The organism is Citrobacter sp. TBCS-15 (genome assembly GCF_005280815.1).
Taxonomy (GTDB): domain Bacteria; phylum Pseudomonadota; class Gammaproteobacteria; order Enterobacterales; family Enterobacteriaceae; genus Citrobacter; species Citrobacter werkmanii.
The window spans coordinates 57,661-75,650 of record NZ_SZWK01000139.1; the positions used below are offsets into that span (position 1 = coordinate 57,661).

Below are 17,990 nucleotides of genomic sequence, written 5' to 3' on the forward strand. Positions count from 1 at the left end.
TCAGGCGAAGTAATTGAGTAATGTCGAAATTACCGTTCGCTGGTTAACCGGCGACAGGTTATAGAACAGCGGTAAACGTAGCAGACGCTCGCTCTCTTTGGTGGTGTAACGATCCACACCGGCAAACACGCCAAATTTATCGCCAGCCGGGCAATCATGCAGCGGAATATAGTGGAACACCGCCATAATTTCGGCTTCTTTGAGGAAGTTAATTAATGCAGTGCGATCGTCGATATCGCGCAGCTTGATATAAAACATATGCGCGTTCTGCACACAACCCTCCGGTATAGAGGGCAGGTCAATACGTCCGGCACGCGCCAGCGGTTCGAGGGCATCATAGTAATTCTGCCACAGCGCCAGACGTTGCTGGTTAATACGGTCGGCCGCTTCCAGTTGCGCCCACAGATAGGCAGCCTGCAGATCGGACATCAAATAGCTGGAGCCGATATCGCGCCAGGTATACTTGTCTACCTGACCACGGAAAAACTGGCTACGGTTCGTCCCTTTTTCACGAATAATCTCGGCACGTTCGACTAATTTTTTATCATTGATCAGCGTCGCGCCACCTTCACCGCCTGCGGTGTAGTTTTTAGTCTCATGGAAGCTAAAGCAGCCGATGTGACCAATCGTCCCCAGCGCCCGACCTTTATAAGTCGACATCACGCCCTGAGCCGCATCTTCGACCACATACAGGTTATATTTAGCGGCCAGCGCCATAATGGTATCCATTTCACAGGCCACGCCCGCGTAATGTACTGGCACAATAGCGCGGGTTTTGTCGGTAATAGCCGCTTCAATCAGCGTTTCGTCAATGTTCATGGTATCCGGACGGATATCAACAAAGACGATTTTCGCCCCGCGCAAAACGAATGCGTTAGCCGTGGAAACAAATGTGTAGCTCGGCATGATGACTTCATCGCCTGGCTGAATGTCCAACAGCAATGCCGCCATCTCAAGCGATGCGGTACAAGATGGCGTCAACAGAACTTTCTCGCTGCCAAAATGCTGCTCCAGCCACTGCTGACAGCGGCGGGTAAAGCCGCCGTCGCCACACAGTTTGCCGCTGTTCATCGCAGACTGCATGTAATCGAGTTCAGTTCCCACCACCGGCGGTGCATTAAATGGAATCATCGTGTCACCTGTATAACCAATACGCGGTGCTTTCCACATTCGCACCACTGTGTATGTAACGTTTAAGCGCGGCGGTGTTACCCATTTGAGTTGCCACGCGCAATGTTGTTTTACCGCGGACCTGCGCCCAGCAAAGCGCAGCCAGCATTAGTTCTTCGCCCGCGCCACGCCCAGCCAGTAGGCCAATTCGCGCCTCGGTCGCATTCAGTTCGCGCAGCGAAACATAACCACGAATTTCACCTGTCGGCGTGCGTAAAACGAGGCATTGATGATCGAACGTCCCTAGCACCGCATTTTCAATCCACTGTGCATAAAAACGCGAACTGGCATCTGCGGCATACCACGGGGCGCGAAAACGGCTTTGCGCGAACGCTTGTTCCGCCAGGCGGCGTAACGCCGGAATATCCGTAATTTGAGCAATCTGCACGTCAGTGTTGCCACTGGTAGATGCCACTGGCAGCACAAAATCCACTTCGCCTTCGACCAGTGAGAAACCTAACTGCTGCAAAGCATCTAATTCATGGGTATTTGCGGCAGGAATTTTTGCCTGTACCCGCGACCAGGGACGTAACGCATCCTCCGTCAGAACCGGCGCGTGTCGGTCAAAACGTATAATGGCGCTATTCACGCCAAAAAACGTATTTTCCCAGCTAAGCGGCTCAATACTGGCGCGGACGAGCACGGAGCAGCTCCAGCAAATATTGGCCATAGCCCGTTTTAGCCAGCGAGCTGGCGGCACGTTTCACGCCTTCATCATCCAGCCAACCGTTACGCCAGGCGATCTCTTCCAGACAGGCTATTTTAAAACCCTGACGTTTTTCTACCGTCTGCACAAACGTGCTTGCTTCGATCAGACTGTCATGCGTCCCGGTATCCAGCCAGGCGAAGCCACGTCCAAGCAATTCCACCGTCAGATGCCCATCATCAAGATACATCTGGTTGATCGACGTAATCTCCAGTTCTCCACGCTCAGAAGGTTTCACGCGTTTTGCGTATTCCACCACTTTACTGTCATAGAAATAGAGCCCTGTTACCGCCCAGTTAGATTTTGGTGCTTTCGGCTTCTCTTCCAGAGAGATAGCGCGAAAATTGTCGTCAAACTCCACAACACCAAAACGTTCAGGATCCATGACCTGGTAACCAAACACCGTCGCACCTTCTGTGCGGGCGGCTACATGACGTAGTTTTGGACTGAAGCCCTGACCAAAGAAGATATTATCCCCTAATACCAGACATGACGGTTCACCGTTAAGGAACGTTTCACCAATGATAAATGCCTGCGCTAATCCATCCGGGCTGGGTTGCTCGGCATAGTGCAGTTCAATGCCGAACTCAGAGCCATCGCCTAACAAACGCTGGAAATAACCTTTATCTTCCGGCGTGGTAATAATCAGAATTTCGCGAATTCCCGCCAGCATTAGCACTGAAAGCGGGTAGTAAATCATCGGCTTATCGTAAATGGGCAATAGCTGCTTCGATACGCCACGCGTAATGGGATACAGGCGAGTACCTGAGCCCCCCGCCAGAATGATACCTTTCATGCGTTGTCTCCTCCGGGAGCCAAAACCAGGCTGTTAGCCCTTCAGACCTAAACGTTCGCCCTGATAGCTGCCATCCTGCACGGGTTTCCACCATGCCTGATTATCCAGATACCACTGCACGGTTTTGCGCATTCCGCTTTCAAACGTTTCCTGCGGTATCCAGCCTAATTCACGCGAAATTTTCGACGCGTCAATGGCATACCGCACATCATGACCCGGGCGATCGTCAACAAAAGTGATCAAGTCTCGGTACTGTGCAATACCCTGCGGTTTTTGCGGCGCCAGCTCTTCCAAAAGGCTACAAACCGTTTCGACAACGTCCAGGTTTTTACGCTCATTGTGGCCACCAATATTATAGGTTTCCCCAATCGCGCCCGTTGTCGCCACGCAATAGAGCGCCCTGGCATGATCTTCTACGTACAACCAGTCGCGGATCTGTTGCCCATTGCCGTATACCGGCAGCGGTTTCCCAGCCAATGCATTGAGGATCATCAGCGGGATGAGTTTTTCCGGGAAATGATAGGGGCCATAGTTGTTAGAGCAGTTGGTAATGAGCGTTGGCAGGCCATAGGTTCGCAACCACGCGCGTACCAGATGATCGCTGCTGGCTTTCGACGCGGAATAAGGACTACTCGGCGCATACGGTGTGCTTTCAGTAAAGAAATCATCCGTCGAATGGAGATCGCCATACACCTCATCAGTTGAGATATGGTGGAAGCGAAACGCCGATTTTTTCTCGCTGGCCAATGCACTCCAGTAAGCGCGCGCCGCTTCCAACAGCGTGTAGGTTCCCACAATGTTGGTTTCGATAAAGGCAGCCGGACCATCAATGGAGCGATCGACATGGCTTTCTGCCGCCAGATGCATCACGCAGTCTGGCTGGTATTGTTGAAACACCTTGTCGAGCGATGCCCGATCGCAGATATCAACTTTCTCAAAGGCAAAACGGTCATTCTGTGCAACCGGCGCCAGCGACATCAGATTCCCGGCATAGGTCAGCTTATCGACCACAACCACCGCATCCTGGGTCTCATGAATAATATGCCGTACAACCGCCGAGCCGATAAACCCCGCGCCACCGGTAACCAGAATTCGTTTCATTAGCGCCAGACCCCTTTGGTATCAACGATGTACTGCTGAAGAACCGCATCGCCTTTAATGGCTTTAAATTCATTATGGTCGACCAGCATGACCAGCACATCGGCGCTTGCCAACGCATCGTTCAGCGTCGCCAGTTGGCAAATGCCGTCCAGTTTTTTCGGCAATTGATGGATATTCGGTTCCACCACCAATGTTTCGCCTTTGTGCCAATGCGCGATGCTTTGCGCAATTCCCATCGCCGGACTTTCACGCAAATCATCAATATTCGGTTTAAAAGCCAAACCAAAGCAGGCGATTTTCACTTCGCTGGCCCGTTTGTTGGTATCTGCCAGACAATCGGCTACAGCTGCTTTTACCCGATCGACGACCCAATGAGGCTTACCATCATTAACCTCGCGTGCGGTACGGATCAGTTTCGCCTGCTGCGGGTTCTGCGCCACAATAAACCACGGATCGACCGCGATACAGTGCCCACCAACGCCCGGTCCTGGTTGCAGAATATTTACACGCGGATGACGGTTTGCCAGGCGAATCAGTTCCCAGACGTTAATCCCCTGATCGGCGCAAATTAATGATAATTCATTAGCGAAGGCGATATTGACGTCGCGGAAGCTATTCTCAGTCAGCTTGCACATTTCCGCGGTGCGGGCGTTGGTTACGACACATTCCCCCTCAAGGAAGATGTTATACAGCTCACTGGCGCGCGCGGAACAGACGGAGGTCATCCCGCCGATCACGCGGTCGTTTTTAATCAGTTCAACCATGACCTGGCCTGGCAACACGCGCTCCGGGCAATAAGCAATATTCACATCGGCCTGTTCACCGACCTGCTGCGGGAACGTCAGGTCAGGCCGCATTTCTGCAAACCATGCGGCCATCTGTTCAGTTGCCCCGACAGGTGACGTCGATTCAAGTATCACTAATGCGCCTTTTTTCAGCACCGGCGCGACAGACTTAGCCGCAGCTTCAACGTAGACCATATCGGGTTCATGCTCTCCCTTGAATGGGGTAGGCACAGCAATCAGATATGCATCAGCTTCTACGGGAGTGATGGTTGCACGAAGAAATCCGTTTTCGACCGCCGTTTTCACCACGGCGCCCAGATCGGGCTCAACAATGTGAATTTCGCCGCGATTAATGGTATCCACCGCATGTTGATTTACATCTACGCCAATTACATGTTTTTGACGGGAAGCAAAGGCAGCCGCCGTTGGCAGTCCGATATAACCCAGCCCAATGACAGAAATGGTCGTAAAACTCATAGCGATACCCGATTATTTTTTAACGCGTGTAAAATACGGCCACACGCCTGCCCGTCACCATATGGGTTATGGGCACGGCTCATGGTCTGATATTCATTGTCGTCATGCAGCAAACGCGTGACTTCTTCTACGATACGCTGTGGGTCAGTTCCCACCAGACGTACAGTGCCTGCGGTAATGGCTTCAGGCCGTTCCGTTGTTTCGCGCATCACCAGCACAGGTTTCCCCAGAGACGGAGCTTCTTCTTGAATTCCGCCGGAATCGGTCAGGATCAGCCAGGCGTGATTCATCAGCCAGACAAATGGCATGTAGTCCTGCGGTTCAATCAGAATCACGTTTTCAACGTGACCCAGGATGCGGTTGACCGGCTCGCTGACGTTAGGATTCAGGTGTACCGGGTAGACAATCTGCACATTCTGATTAGCCGCGGCAATTTCCGCCAGCGCGTGGCAAATTTGCTCAAAGCCGCGACCGAAGCTTTCCCGACGATGACCGGTCACCAGGATCATCTTTTTGTCAGCGCTCAGGAAAGGGTAATTTTCTGCCAGTTCCGCCCGCAATGCATCACTCGCCAGTACGCGGTCGCGTACCCAGATCAACGCATCAATAACCGTATTGCCAGTGACGAAAATACGATTATCAGGAATAGCTTCCCGTAACAAATTTTGGCGCGAGTTTTCTGTTGGCGCAAAATGATACATAGCCAGACGCCCGGTCAGCGTACGGTTCGCCTCTTCCGGCCAGGGAGAGTAAAGATCGCCGGTACGTAAACCCGCCTCAACATGCCCCACCGGGATGCGCTGATAAAACGCAGCCAAACTGGTGGCAATCGTAGTCGTGGTATCACCGTGAACCAGCACCACATCAGGTTTGAAATCAGCCAGAATTGGCTTTAATCCTTCAAGGATTCGGCAGGTAATTTCTGTTAGCCCCTGACCTGGCTGCATAATATTGAGATCGTAATCAGGTACTATGGAAAAGAGGTTCAACACCTGATCGAGCATCTCCCGATGCTGCGCCGTGACGCAAACTTTCGCCTCAAAATCAGGATCTTTTGCCAACGCATGAACCAGAGGAGCCATTTTTATAGCCTCCGGTCGCGTGCCAAATACAGTCAGTACTTTCACATCGATTCTCTTCGGATTGGCAGTGAGGGCCCAGCCCCTCACTGCAACGGTATTGCTAAATCGTGCGGCGACGGGTTAATGCGACACCAGCACCAATCAGAGCCCCAACGATGCCCCACATAATCATCAGGAAGGCACGGCGAGGGCTGTCACGTTTTACTGGCTCTTCCGGCGTACGCAAATAACGATATGTCTGAAAGCGAGGATCCAGAGTTGGCCCAACGTTCAGTGTGTTCAGCATGGCTCGGTTCTGGAAGTAGTCCAGATCAAAGTCCGGCCCCACAGACTGCAAGTTTTCAAGTCGCGCCTGCAGCATAGGACGTCCAAGTAAAAACAGTTCAGAATCCGGCAACTCATCAGCAGGAACATCAGTGGAGGTGCGAGAAATGTTATGCTGTTCGGCAATTTTGAGTGCCTGCTCAATGTTGTGAACACGGCGGGAGAAGAGTGATTTCGCCACTTCTTCCTGGCGTTTAACCTGCGCTTTCATCTGCACGGTGCGTGCAGCCCAGGCCCCTTTTAACTCTTCGTTCAGATGATGCGCCGCGCGCTGACTGGCAAAGGCGACGTACTGACGCAGCAGATTGTTGGCATCAGGAGCCGTCTCCGCAATCAGTTTCACACTGTCATTGGTATTACGCATCGCATCGCCAGGCATAAACTGGATGTTACCAATCAGTTCATCCAGCATCGCCGCATCGGCTTTACTGTTACCCACCATACGCTGCTTATAGTAATCAGTCTGCTGCCAGAATTCACGACGCGTATCCCAGGAGGCGAGCTGCATGATGAATTCTTTATAGGCTTCGTCCATTACCGACGGCTGGTCCGCAGATGCGAGACTGGCCTTAATATCCAGGTTACGCAAAAACTGCTGTTGAGAGTAGTAACCGCCCAACATATTAACCGTTGGCTTGTCTGAAATCGCCGTAGCACTCCACTCCTGACGTGCAAAAAATGTATAGGCGAGAGCGACTAGCGCAAAGGCAAGCGCGATACAAATAATCCACACTTTCCCTGCCCATAAGGCACGAAACAACCCACGGATATCCAGTTCATTTTCTGCGCTCACGGCGTGTTCCCCCGGTAATGGTTGTGTCATCGCATCCTCAATTCACTTGGTTAAGTTTGGTTTGCCTTCGCGGTGCCTTCGCAGCCTGCGCTTAACACGCTTAATAAATCTCGCCACCTTCCATGCCCGCTTAATACAGTAACCGTAAAGACCGAATGCCAGTAAAAAGAGCACCAACATGGCCCATTCAGGGACTAAACGAAAATATTCAGCCAGTACGCCGATAGAGGCCAAAATCGCTGCTGCCAGCGTGATCAGAACAAATGCCTGTCGGGAAGTAAACCCTGCGCGCATCACTAAATGATGAATATGCTGACGATCTGCAGAGAAAGGACTCATGCCTTTACGTAAACGACGATACATAATCGCCACCATATCCATTAACGGAATGGCGATAATCCACAGTGCAGTGACCGGGCTAATAGGGTGTGTTGCACCTTGTGTGGTCTCCAGCAGGATCCAGATCACCGTGAAGCCAATCAGCGTACTTCCCGCATCGCCCATAAAGACTTTATAGCGGCGTCCAAGAATGCCCAGATTCAACATGATGTAAGGCAGGATGGCGGCAATCATGGCAAAACACCAGATAGCCAGGCTTGTCTGACCATCGAACCACAGGATAAACCCCATCGCTGCGAATGAGACGCTGGATAGCCCGCCTAACAAGCCATCAATACCATCAACCATATTAAAGGCGTTAATCGCCGCCCAGACGGCAAAAAGGGTGAGAAAATAACCAAAGGGACCCAACAACAACTCCCACGGGCCAAAAATATACCCCAGGCTACTTAGGTAAAGCTCACCCTTTACCATCATCACAATAGCAATCGCCGCCTGAACGACTGCCCGAATTTTTACGCTGATATCAAAACGATCGTCAAGCGCGCCAACAAACACCAGTACACTTGCACAAAAGAGGTATAACGAGGCATGGGGGATGTAATAATCCGAAAGACCAAACATAAAATTGATCCCTGCAAACACAGAAATCCCGCCCACTAAAGGAATAATCCCTTGGTGACGTTTGCGGAAGTTTGGCTTATCCACTAAACCTATTTTTATGGCTACTTTTCGCGCCAAAAAAATAAAAATGGTTGTGAATAAAAAAATACTAACTAGCTCAGAGAAAGCAGCGAGTAGATTCACAGTGTATGTGTTCTCAGCATATATCATTTCCTTAAAGTATAATGCGTTAAGACGCCCCCTTGAAGAGAGCAGCTAAAACATTACACTTCCTACCTCTTGTAGGTCATGCCGCACATTGTGACAATCCATGACGCCGATAATATTGACAATTTTATCTGACCAAACATTAGGATGAATCGTAAAAGCAAAACGCCACGTAAAAACGTGGCGTTTTCAGATGATGCCAGGATCAGGAACGCTTCATCATGTCGAAGAAATCGTCGTTGGTCTTGGTCATCGCCAGCTTATTAATGAGGAATTCCATGGCGTCGATTTCACCCATCGGATGGATGATTTTGCGCAGGATCCACATTTTCTGCAGCTCTTCCTGGGTGGTGAGCAGCTCTTCTTTACGGGTACCGGAACGGTTGTAGTCGATAGCCGGGAAGACGCGTTTTTCAGCAATCTTACGAGAGAGGTGCAGTTCCATGTTGCCGGTACCTTTAAACTCTTCGTAGATAACTTCATCCATTTTAGAGCCGGTATCGATCAGCGCAGTCGCGATGATGGTCAGGCTGCCGCCCTCTTCCACGTTACGCGCAGCACCAAAGAAACGCTTCGGACGGTGCAGGGCGTTAGCGTCCACACCACCGGTCAGCACTTTACCGGAAGCCGGAACCACTGTGTTATAAGCACGCGCCAGACGGGTGATGGAGTCGAGCAGAATGATAACGTCTTTCTTGTGTTCAACCAGGCGTTTTGCCTTCTCGATGACCATTTCCGCAACCTGAACGTGACGGGATGCTGGTTCGTCAAAAGTAGACGCAACCACTTCACCTTTCACCAGACGCTGCATCTCGGTTACTTCTTCCGGACGTTCGTCAATCAGCAGCACCATCAGCACACAGTCTGGATGGTTGTATGCAATGCTCTGCGCGATATTCTGCAGCAGCATGGTTTTACCCGCTTTCGGCGGAGCAACAATCAGACCACGCTGGCCACGACCGATCGGCGATGCCAGATCCAGTACGCGCGCCGTTAAGTCTTCAGTAGAACCGTTACCACGTTCCATACGCAGACGAGAGTTTGCGTGCAGCGGGGTTAAGTTCTCAAAGAGGATTTTGTTACGGGCGTTTTCCGGTTTGTCGTAGTTGACTTCATTAACTTTCAACAGCGCAAAGTAGCGTTCACCTTCTTTCGGCGGGCGAATCTTACCAGAAATGGTATCACCAGTGCGGAGGTTGAAACGGCGGATTTGGCTGGGAGAAACGTAGATGTCATCAGGACCGGCGAGGTAGGAGCTGTCTGCAGAGCGGAGGAAACCAAATCCGTCCTGCAATATCTCCAGCACACCGTCACCAAAGATATCCTCGCCACTCTTTGCGTGCTGCTTCAGGATGGCAAAAATAATGTCCTGCTTGCGCATACGAGCCAGGTTTTCAAGGCCCATATTTTCGCCGAGAGTGATCAGCTCAGAAACCGGCGTATTCTTTAATTCGGTAAGATTCATAATGGTGTGAGTTCTTAAACTTGGGGTAAATCTCGAACTTAATGTTGTGAATGGTATGGCAGGGTCATCCATGCCTGTTTACGGCCATCGACTCATGTCTGTTCGCTGTCTGGTCACAGGAAAGTACGCAGAACTGAAACGACAAGACGGATTGAGTGATAAGGCCCTGAATCTGTCCACTTCTCGCGCGAGAAACAACGGGAAGTATGGGATGTAACCAGATTCAAACTTAATAAGGTATGTTTAATACGAAGTCAACACTAACTTAGCACGACTCAAGTCGGGCGTCCAGTCATCCGAATCAATTCGAAGTATGGTCGCCCGATCATGAGACTTCCTTACGCCAAATTCGCGTCGAGGAATTCTTTCAACTGACCTTTGGACAGTGCGCCGACTTTAGTCGCCGCTACTTCGCCGTTTTTAAACAGCAGCAGGGTCGGGATACCACGAATACCATACTTCGGCGCGGTGCCTGGGTTTTGGTCAATGTTCAGTTTAGCAACCGTCAGTTTGCCCTGATATTCGTCAGCGATTTCATCCAGAATCGGAGCGATCATTTTGCACGGACCGCACCACTCTGCCCAGAAATCAACAAGGATCGCTCCGTCCGCTTTGAGTACATCCGTGTCAAAACTGTCGTCAGTCAGGTGAATAATTTTATCGCTCATATATAACTCCACAGGAATAAGCCTGGCGTGTTGGTGTAGGCTGTTGGTGTAGCATTAACCAACTAAAGGTTGACTTTATTTCACCGGATACGCTTTCGTAAAGCAATAGTAAGCTGATATTCTACCACACTATGAGCAAAACACATTTAACAGAACAGAAGTTTTCCGACTTCGCCCTGCACCCAAAGGTGATAGAAGCCCTTGAAAATAAAGGGTTTCATAACTGCACGCCCATTCAGGCCCTCGCGCTGCCGCTAACGCTGGCAGGTCGTGATGTTGCAGGGCAGGCGCAAACCGGTACCGGAAAAACGATGGCGTTCCTGACGTCAACGTTTCATTATCTTCTCTCTCATCCCGCGATTGCCGATCGCAAGGTGAACCAACCGCGTGCGTTAATTATGGCGCCAACGCGTGAGTTAGCCGTGCAGATCCACGCCGATGCCGAGCCGCTGGCACAGACCACCGGTCTGAAATTAGGCCTGGCTTATGGCGGCGACGGTTACGACAAACAGCTGAAAGTGCTGGAAAGCGGCGTCGATATTCTTATCGGCACGACCGGTCGTCTCATTGACTATGCAAAGCAGAACCACATTAACCTGGGCGCGATTCAGGTCGTGGTGCTGGATGAAGCCGATCGTATGTACGATCTGGGCTTTATTAAAGATATCCGTTGGCTGTTCCGTCGTATGCCGCCAACCACCCAACGTCTGAACATGCTGTTTTCTGCAACCCTCTCTTATCGCGTCCGCGAACTGGCGTTCGAACAGATGAATAACGCTGAGTACGTTGAAGTCGAACCGGAGCAGAAAACAGGTCACCGCATTAAAGAGGAACTCTTCTATCCTTCCAACGAAGAAAAAATGCGTTTATTGCAAACGCTGATTGAAGAAGAGTGGCCAGATCGCGCCATCGTCTTTGCTAACACCAAGCACCGTTGTGAAGATATTTGGGGCAGCCTCGCTGCGGACGGTCATCGCGTCGGCCTGTTGACCGGTGACGTGGCGCAGAAAAAACGCCTGCGTATCCTGGATGAGTTCACCCGTGGCGATCTCGACATTCTTGTTGCGACTGACGTTGCCGCGCGTGGCCTGCATATCCCAGCCGTAACGCACGTCTTTAACTATGACCTGCCGGATGACTGTGAAGATTACGTTCACCGTATCGGTCGTACGGGTCGTGCTGGCGCAAGCGGTCACTCTATCAGCCTGGCCTGCGAAGAATACGCGCTGAATTTACCTGCAATCGAGACCTATATCGGCCACTCAATTCCGGTCAGCAAGTACAACCCGGATGCGTTAATGACCGATCTGCCGAAGCCGCTGCGCCTGACGCGCCCGCGCACAGGTAATGGCCCGCGTCGTACCGGTGGCGCTCCGCGTAATCGTCGTCGTTCAGGTTAAGAAAAGCTATGCCATACACAAAATCATTCAGCCTTTATCAAGGCGGCAAGAAAACGAATCCCGATGAGCTTACAAAAGTAAGTGATTCGGGTGAGAGAACGCAGCCAACACAGATACAGGTTGAAGGATGAAGTGTATGAACTCTACCTCGTTGTATGCAGCAATCGATCTCGGCTCCAATAGTTTTCATATGCTGGTCGTACGCGAGGTGGCGGGAAGCATCCAGACGCTCACGCGTATAAAACGCAAAGTGCGTCTGGCCGCTGGGCTCAACAGCGATTACGTTCTCTCCACAGAGGCGATGGAGCGCGGTTGGCAATGTCTGCGCCTGTTTGCTGAACGCCTGCAGGATATTCCTCAACCACAAATCCGCGTGGTCGCCACGGCAACATTACGCATCGCCGTAAATGCCGATGTGTTTATCGCCAAAGCGCAAGAAATCCTTGGCTGTCCTGTCCAGGTCATTAGCGGCGAAGAAGAAGCACGACTGATTTATCAGGGTGTTGCCCACACTACCGGCGGGGCCGATCAGCGTCTGGTCGTTGATATTGGCGGCGCCAGCACTGAACTGGTTACCGGCTCCGGCGCACAAACGACTTCCTTGTTTAGCCTGTCAATGGGCTGCGTCACCTGGCTCGAACGGTATTTTACCGATCGTAATCTGGCGCAGGAAAACTTCGACCAGGCCGAGAAGGCTGCGCGCGAAGTACTGCGTCCGGTCGCTGACAAACTGCGTTTTCATGGCTGGAAAGTCTGCGTTGGTGCTTCTGGTACCGTCCAGGCGTTGCAGGAAATCATGATGGCGCAAGGCATGGATGAGCGTATCACGCTGGCGAAACTTCAGCAGCTAAAGCAGCGAGCCATTCATTGTGGTCGTCTGGAAGAGCTGGAAATTGAAGGCTTAACGCTGGAACGTGCGCTGGTTTTCCCCAGCGGGCTGGCGATCCTGATTGCCATTTTCACCGAACTGAATATTCAGTGCATGACCCTTGCTGGCGGCGCATTACGCGAAGGGCTGGTCTATGGCATGCTACATCTGGCGGTGGATCAGGATATTCGCAGCCGCACGTTACGTAATATTCAGCGTCGATTTATGGTCGATACAGAGCAAGCGCATCGCGTCGCCATGTTAGCAACGAAATTCCTCGATCAAGTGGAAAATAAATGGCATCTGGAAGCAATTAGCCGCGAACTGCTGATTAGCGCCTGCCAGCTGCATGAAATTGGGCTGAGCGTTGATTTTAAACAGGCGCCACAGCATGCGGCTTATCTGGTGCGCAATCTCGATCTTCCGGGTTTTACGCCGGCGCAGAAAAAACTGTTAGCCACGCTGTTACTCAACCAGACCAATCCGGTCGATCTCTCTTCGCTCCATCAGCAAAACGCCGTGCCACCCCGCATCGCTGAGCACCTTTGCCGTTTGCTACGACTGGCGATCATTTTCGCCAGCCGTCGTCGCGATGATTTGGTGCCGGAAATTCAGCTGGATGCAAGAGATGAGCACCTGACGGTCATACTGCCTGAAGGCTGGCTGGAACATCACCCGCTAGGTAAAGAGCTCATCGATCAGGAAAGTGAGTGGCAAAGCTATGTCCACTGGCCGCTGGAAGTACGTTAATCGTTGATTTGCCGGAAGGCGCTCGCGCTTATCCGGCCTACGGCTTCGCTTTTGCCTTTGCCATCATTGCCCGAATATTGGCAATACTGGCCTGCCCTTTTTGCATCCGTTCCTCAGCGCTTACCACTTTACGCTCCTGTTCCCAGATAACGTCATCCTGCGGCAGTTCTAACAGGAAACGGCTCGGTTCCGGGCGTATCAGCTCACCGTACTGACGGCGTTCTTTGCACAGTGTAAAGATGAGTTCTTTCTGTGCGCGGGTAATCCCTACATAAGCCAGACGACGCTCTTCATCGATATTGTCTTCATCAATGCTGCTCTGGTGCGGCAAAAATCCTTCTTCCATTCCCACCATAAATACGTAAGGAAACTCCAGCCCTTTTGAAGCGTGCAATGTCATCAACTGCACCTGATCCAGTTCTTCTTCGCTCTCTCCACGTTCCATCATGTCACGCAGGGTAAAACGAGTAACCACCTGGGTCAGGGTCATTGGCTCTTCCAGCTCGCTGCCTTCCAGCATCTCTGTCATCCAGCTAAACAGCGTGTTGACGTTCTTCATGCGCATTTCTGCCGCTTTCGGACTCGGCGAGGTTTCATACAGCCAGGACTCGTAATCAATGCCATGGATAAGATCGCGTACGGCCGCAACGGGTTCACGCTCTGCCAGGCGCTGAATTTCACCCAACCAGTGCGTAAAGCGGGTCAGTGAATCATATCCGCGTCCGGTCAACGTCTGGCTCAGCCCCATGTCAAAGCTGGCGGTAAACAGGCTTTTATTACGCGTCATCGCCCATTCACCCAATTTCTGCAGCGTCGCTGGGCCAATCTCGCGCTTCGGTGTATTAACGATGCGCAGGAACGCGCTGTCGTCATCCGGGTTGCTGAGTACGCGTAGATAGGCCAGCAAGTCTTTAATCTCCGGACGGGAGAAGAACGATGTCCCACCAGAAATCTTGTACGGGATACGGTTCTGCATCAGGAATTTTTCGAACACCCGCGACTGATGGTTGCCGCGATACAGAATCGCGTAGTCCTTATACTGCGTCTTATTGACGAAGTGATGGGCGATCAGTTCACCGGTGACGCGCTCCGCTTCATGCTCTTCGTTATTGGCGCTCAATACTTTAAGCTCCGCACCATAGCCCAGCTCGGAAAAAAGCCGCTTTTCAAACACATGTGGGTTATTAGCGATGAGAATATTCGCCGCCTTCAGGATGCGCCCGGAGGAGCGGTAGTTTTGCTCCAGTTTAACCACCTGCAAGGCCGGGAAATCTTTGCTCAACAGCACCAGGTTCTGCGGACGCGCGCCGCGCCAGGAGTAGATCGACTGATCGTCATCGCCCACGACGGTGAAACGCGCCCGTTTCCCCACCAGCAACTTCACCAGCTCGTACTGGCTGGTGTTGGTATCCTGATATTCATCCACCAGCAGGTAACGAATTTTGTTCTGCCAGCGCTCGCGCACTTCTTCATTGCGCTGAAGCAGCAGCGTGGGGAGCAGGATCAGATCGTCAAAATCGAGAACGTTACACGCCTTCATATGGGCGTCATACAAACCGTAGCAGTGAGCAAAAATACGATCGCGCTCGCCCTTCGCGCTGGCCGCCGCCTGCGCCGGGGTCATCAGATCGTTTTTCCAGTTGGAGATCGTCGAGATCAGCTGTTGGAGAATAAGCTTATCGTCTTCAATTAGCCCTTCGGTCAGCTCCTTAAGCAGGGCCACCTGGTCGGTATCGTCAAACAGCGAGAAGTTCGACTTCATCCCCAGCGCCGCATATTCGCGCTTAATGACATCCAGTCCCAGAGTGTGGAAAGTGGAGATCATCAACCCGCGTGCTTCTTTACGCCCCAGCGTTTGCGCCACGCGCTCTTTCATCTCGCGCGCAGCCTTGTTGGTAAAGGTCACGGCCGCAATATGTCGAGCCTGGTAGCCGCATTCACGAATCAGATGCGCGATTTTATTGGTAATAACACGCGTCTTACCGGAACCTGCGCCCGCCAGCACCAGGCAAGGTCCGGTGACGAATTCGACGGCTTGTTGTTGTCCGGGGTTCAAACGCATAGAGGATTGCTCAATCTGTAAACACGGGGAGGTGGATTGTAGCAGAAAGAGGGGGAGAAAGAGTAACTGGCTACCTCTGCGGGTAGCCAGAAAATCGGGTCAATCAGGAAGCCGTCGCGGCTAGTGGTGTATAGCCGTTGCGCTGCGCGCTCTTGATCCAGCTGTAGGATCCCATCACCGCGATTGCCGTCAGCAGGACATACTCAAGCGACATGGCGTAAACGCCCTGCACTGCGTAAATAACCACGCTAATCACGTCGATAAGTACCCACAGCAGCCAGTTTTCGACGAACTTGCGCGTCATCAGTACCATGGCCGCAATCGACAATACCAGCATGGTGGAATCCCAGAACGGGAAGGCATCGGGCTGGAGGTCAGGCATAGCGACCTGCATACCAAATGTTTGCAGCAGGGCAATCATGATGCGGGTGAGCGCCGCAAACACCGGGTCGATAAATAGCGTCATCAGAACTATCGCCACCGCACAAACGCCGCCTAATGCCAGGGTTTGCTGGCGTGAAAGCCAACGTACTTTGAGCGCTGCTTCCTGCGCCTCATTTTGCCGGCTCCACGCATACCAACCGTAAATGTTAGCGGCGAAGAAAAACACCTGCAGCAACAGACTGGCATAAAGCTGAATCTGGAAAAAAATTGCTGCAAACAGCGTGACGTTAATCAAGCCAAACAGGTAATTGATGATTTTTTCCCGGCTGGCACACCAGATACATAACAGACCAAATACGGTACCAATGGCTTCAATCCACGATAGCGCATACCCGCCTTCGCCGAGAGGAATGTTGACCATCACATTGTTAATGCTAAAAAAGCCCATTACTGACCTCCTGACTGGCTGACGGAATAAATGGCGCGGAGCGCCAGGGCAATTTGCCGTTCTTCACCCTGCTGGCACAACGCGTCCTGCTGGACATAATCATTGATGCTGCTATCCAGACAACCGTTGTGGGCAACCACCACATTGAGTAATGACGCCGTACGTAACCCTCGCAGCGCGCCGATAGTCATCAGAGCGGCGCTCTCCATATCCGCGCCCAGAACGCCGAGCGCCGACCACCGCGCGTCCAGTTCTGCTTCCCGATCGGTATAAAAACTGTCGTGGCTACGCACCAGGCCACACGCGGCGGGGATATTCATCTGGCGCGCCTGCGCCATCAGTTCCCAGGTTAACTGCGGGTCGGCGCAGGCCGGATAGCCCGTTGGCGCATAGGTACGGCTGGTCCCGTCATCCGTTACTGCGGCATGAGCGATAATCACGTCACCGAGCGCAAGATTATCCTGCAACGCCCCACAGCTACCGATACGAATCAGGGTTGTTATGCCGATCTGGCGCAGTTCTTCAATGGCAATCGCCGTAGACGGCCCACCGATCCCGGTAGAGAGCACCAAAATCTCGACGCCCTGATACCAACCTCGCGCGGCGCGAAACTCCCGGTTTTGACCAAGCTGTTCTGGGTTATCAAGAAAATTGACAATGCGGTCGACTCGCAACGGGTCGCCCGGCAGCAGCGCATAGCGTGCGCCGGTCATCTCCTTGCTTAACTGGATATGGGGTTGCAGCGACATTCTCGCGCCTCCTTCACTCTTACGGTTATCCGATATCAGCCTCCTGCTTTAACTTTTCAGGGACTAACAACACAATGCTTTCACCATCGGTATCAATAATCTGTAACGCTTTCAGCTCATGTAAAATACGATTAATACTACGGGTCGTCGCCGCCAGCTCCTCGCTGAGGTTTAGCTTATCCAGCAAAATTGCGTTGGTGCCATCTTGTTGATAACGCAGCCATAACGCCTGACACACTCGCTGATGCAGCGAGTAAAGATTGTCGCTGCTGGCCTTTTTTGACAGCTGATAATATTGCTGACTAAAGAAGCGCAGCATCCGCTGGTTAAAATGGTTATCTAAGGCCAGCCAGCGGCAAAAATATTCCTGCGACAAACTCAGGAGCTGCACATGCCCTACCGCCACCACCGAACAGATGTAATGACGCGACTCAAAGATCTCGAGTTCACCCAGCATGTCGCTTTTCCGGTAGCGGGCCTGACGATAACGACGTCCATCTTCAGCCTCATAGAACACATCCACTTCACCGGCAATAATCAGTGAAAAGCGCTGACATATTTCCCCCTGCCGGCAAATAAAGTCTCCGCGCGGGATCTCTTCAAAACACCATTGCTGCATGATTTCAAGAGGGCAATATTTCAGTAATTCGTAAAGCTGTGGATCGCGAACAATATCACTAAGCCCGGAAAGCCAGCCGACTGAAAATTCAGGTTTTTTCATTGTATCCATGTTATCTCGCTCCACAGCGGTAGGGACAGGACGGCTGTCCCCGACAAGAAGGAATAGGGCAG

The 17,990-nt window shown here is 52.0% G+C and carries 17 protein-coding genes; 2 read left to right on the plus strand and 15 right to left on the minus strand.

All coding sequences use genetic code 11. The features are described 5' to 3' along the window. The 11 genes from rffA to trxA form a co-directional block, all read right to left on the minus strand. Positions 1-1,131: a dTDP-4-amino-4,6-dideoxygalactose transaminase gene (gene rffA, locus FDW96_RS12215; protein WP_079225751.1), complete on the minus strand. Its 1,131-nt coding sequence runs from the start codon at positions 1,129-1,131 to the stop codon at positions 1-3. A gap of 4 nt (positions 1,132-1,135) precedes the next feature. Further along, positions 1,136-1,813 carry a dTDP-4-amino-4,6-dideoxy-D-galactose acyltransferase gene (gene rffC, locus FDW96_RS12220; protein ID WP_137365755.1) on the minus strand — a complete coding sequence of 226 codons (678 nt, stop codon included), beginning with the start codon at positions 1,811-1,813 and terminating at the stop codon, positions 1,136-1,138. Then, positions 1,791-2,672, minus strand: coding sequence for a glucose-1-phosphate thymidylyltransferase RfbA (gene rfbA / locus FDW96_RS12225; protein ID WP_038634554.1), 882 nt, complete (start codon positions 2,670-2,672; stop codon positions 1,791-1,793). Before rfbA ends, rffC begins: the two co-directional genes overlap by 23 nt. Positions 2,673-2,705: 33 nt before the next feature. Beyond that, entirely contained in the window at positions 2,706-3,773 is a 1,068-nt protein-coding gene (gene rffG / locus FDW96_RS12230; RefSeq protein ID WP_137348860.1) for a dTDP-glucose 4,6-dehydratase, read from the minus strand. After that, positions 3,773-5,035, minus strand: a complete 1,263-nt coding sequence (gene wecC, locus FDW96_RS12235; protein WP_137365756.1) for a UDP-N-acetyl-D-mannosamine dehydrogenase — start codon at positions 5,033-5,035, stop codon at positions 3,773-3,775. Before wecC ends, rffG begins: the two co-directional genes overlap by 1 nt. Beyond that, a complete protein-coding gene (gene wecB / locus FDW96_RS12240; RefSeq protein WP_042314053.1) occupies positions 5,032-6,162 on the minus strand; it encodes a non-hydrolyzing UDP-N-acetylglucosamine 2-epimerase in 1,131 nt (376 codons plus the stop codon). The genes wecC and wecB overlap by 4 nt, the downstream gene beginning before the upstream one ends. 55 nt (positions 6,163-6,217) lie before the next feature. Further along, complete coding sequence (gene wzzE / locus FDW96_RS12245) at positions 6,218-7,264, minus strand: ECA polysaccharide chain length modulation protein (protein ID WP_137365757.1); 1,047 nt, start codon at positions 7,262-7,264, stop codon at positions 6,218-6,220. A 12-nt stretch (positions 7,265-7,276) separates the two neighbouring features. Continuing rightward, on the minus strand, positions 7,277-8,407 hold the full coding sequence (gene wecA, locus FDW96_RS12250; RefSeq protein WP_201745949.1) for a UDP-N-acetylglucosamine--undecaprenyl-phosphate N-acetylglucosaminephosphotransferase: 1,131 nt from the start codon (positions 8,405-8,407) through the stop codon (positions 7,277-7,279). A gap of 202 nt (positions 8,408-8,609) precedes the next feature. Beyond that, a complete protein-coding gene (gene rho, locus FDW96_RS12255; RefSeq protein ID WP_002437993.1) occupies positions 8,610-9,869 on the minus strand; it encodes a transcription termination factor Rho in 1,260 nt (419 codons plus the stop codon). 78 nt (positions 9,870-9,947) lie between these two features. Then, the gene (locus tag FDW96_RS12260; RefSeq protein WP_110496374.1) at positions 9,948-10,049 is read right to left on the minus strand and encodes a rho operon leader peptide; all 102 of its coding nucleotides are present in this window, start codon (positions 10,047-10,049) and stop codon (positions 9,948-9,950) included. Positions 10,050-10,207: 158 nt separating this feature from the next. Further along, entirely contained in the window at positions 10,208-10,537 is a 330-nt protein-coding gene (gene trxA, locus FDW96_RS12265) for a thioredoxin TrxA (RefSeq protein ID WP_001280776.1), read from the minus strand. Between the two features lie 131 nt (positions 10,538-10,668). On the opposite strand from trxA, the gene rhlB reads away from it, so the two are divergent. Together rhlB and gppA are read left to right on the plus strand one after the other, a co-directional pair. After that, positions 10,669-11,937, plus strand: a complete 1,269-nt coding sequence (gene rhlB / locus FDW96_RS12270; protein WP_003829013.1) for an ATP-dependent RNA helicase RhlB — start codon at positions 10,669-10,671, stop codon at positions 11,935-11,937. A 136-nt stretch (positions 11,938-12,073) separates the two neighbouring features. Next, a complete protein-coding gene (gppA, locus tag FDW96_RS12275; protein WP_042314061.1) occupies positions 12,074-13,555 on the plus strand; it encodes a guanosine-5'-triphosphate,3'-diphosphate diphosphatase in 1,482 nt (493 codons plus the stop codon). A gap of 37 nt (positions 13,556-13,592) precedes the next feature. On the opposite strand, the gene rep is transcribed toward gppA, so the two are convergent. The 4 genes from rep to FDW96_RS12295 all read right to left on the minus strand — a co-directional run bounded on the left by rep (position 13,593) and on the right by FDW96_RS12295 (position 17,928). Further along, on the minus strand, positions 13,593-15,617 hold the full coding sequence (rep, locus tag FDW96_RS12280; RefSeq protein WP_061381060.1) for a DNA helicase Rep: 2,025 nt from the start codon (positions 15,615-15,617) through the stop codon (positions 13,593-13,595). Between the two features lie 103 nt (positions 15,618-15,720). After that, positions 15,721-16,449 (minus strand): nicotinamide riboside transporter PnuC, encoded by a 729-nt coding sequence (pnuC, locus tag FDW96_RS12285; RefSeq protein WP_137365758.1) that lies wholly within the window; start codon positions 16,447-16,449, stop codon positions 15,721-15,723. Further along, positions 16,449-17,198: a nucleoside phosphorylase gene (locus tag FDW96_RS12290; RefSeq protein ID WP_170974700.1), complete on the minus strand. Its 750-nt coding sequence runs from the start codon at positions 17,196-17,198 to the stop codon at positions 16,449-16,451. The genes pnuC and FDW96_RS12290 overlap by 1 nt, the downstream gene beginning before the upstream one ends. A 25-nt stretch (positions 17,199-17,223) precedes the next feature. After that, the gene (locus tag FDW96_RS12295; RefSeq protein ID WP_079225759.1) at positions 17,224-17,928 is read right to left on the minus strand and encodes a Crp/Fnr family transcriptional regulator; all 705 of its coding nucleotides are present in this window, start codon (positions 17,926-17,928) and stop codon (positions 17,224-17,226) included. Positions 17,929-17,990 lie beyond the last annotated feature (62 nt).

Bases quoted from the DNA above. Each gene is read 5' to 3' on its own strand.
- rffA (WP_079225751.1), bottom strand. From the start codon at position 1,131: ATGATTCCATTTAATGCACCGCCGGTGGTGGGAACTGAACTCGATTAC.
- rfbA (WP_038634554.1), bottom strand. From the start codon at position 2,672: ATGAAAGGTATCATTCTGGCGGGGGGCTCAGGTACTCGCCTGTATCCC.
- rffG (WP_137348860.1), bottom strand. From the start codon at position 3,773: ATGAAACGAATTCTGGTTACCGGTGGCGCGGGGTTTATCGGCTCGGCG.
- wecC (WP_137365756.1), bottom strand. From the start codon at position 5,035: ATGAGTTTTACGACCATTTCTGTCATTGGGCTGGGTTATATCGGACTG.
- wzzE (WP_137365757.1), bottom strand. From the start codon at position 7,264: ATGACACAACCATTACCGGGGGAACACGCCGTGAGCGCAGAAAATGAA.
- wecA (WP_201745949.1), bottom strand. From the start codon at position 8,407: ATGATATATGCTGAGAACACATACACTGTGAATCTACTCGCTGCTTTC.
- rho (WP_002437993.1), bottom strand. From the start codon at position 9,869: ATGAATCTTACCGAATTAAAGAATACGCCGGTTTCTGAGCTGATCACT.
- trxA (WP_001280776.1), bottom strand. From the start codon at position 10,537: ATGAGCGATAAAATTATTCACCTGACTGACGACAGTTTTGACACGGAT.
- rhlB (WP_003829013.1), top strand. From the start codon at position 10,669: ATGAGCAAAACACATTTAACAGAACAGAAGTTTTCCGACTTCGCCCTG.
- gppA (WP_042314061.1), top strand. From the start codon at position 12,074: ATGAACTCTACCTCGTTGTATGCAGCAATCGATCTCGGCTCCAATAGT.
- rep (WP_061381060.1), bottom strand. From the start codon at position 15,617: ATGCGTTTGAACCCCGGACAACAACAAGCCGTCGAATTCGTCACCGGA.
- pnuC (WP_137365758.1), bottom strand. From the start codon at position 16,449: ATGGGCTTTTTTAGCATTAACAATGTGATGGTCAACATTCCTCTCGGC.
- FDW96_RS12290 (WP_170974700.1), bottom strand. From the start codon at position 17,198: ATGTCGCTGCAACCCCATATCCAGTTAAGCAAGGAGATGACCGGCGCA.
- FDW96_RS12295 (WP_079225759.1), bottom strand. From the start codon at position 17,928: ATGGATACAATGAAAAAACCTGAATTTTCAGTCGGCTGGCTTTCCGGG.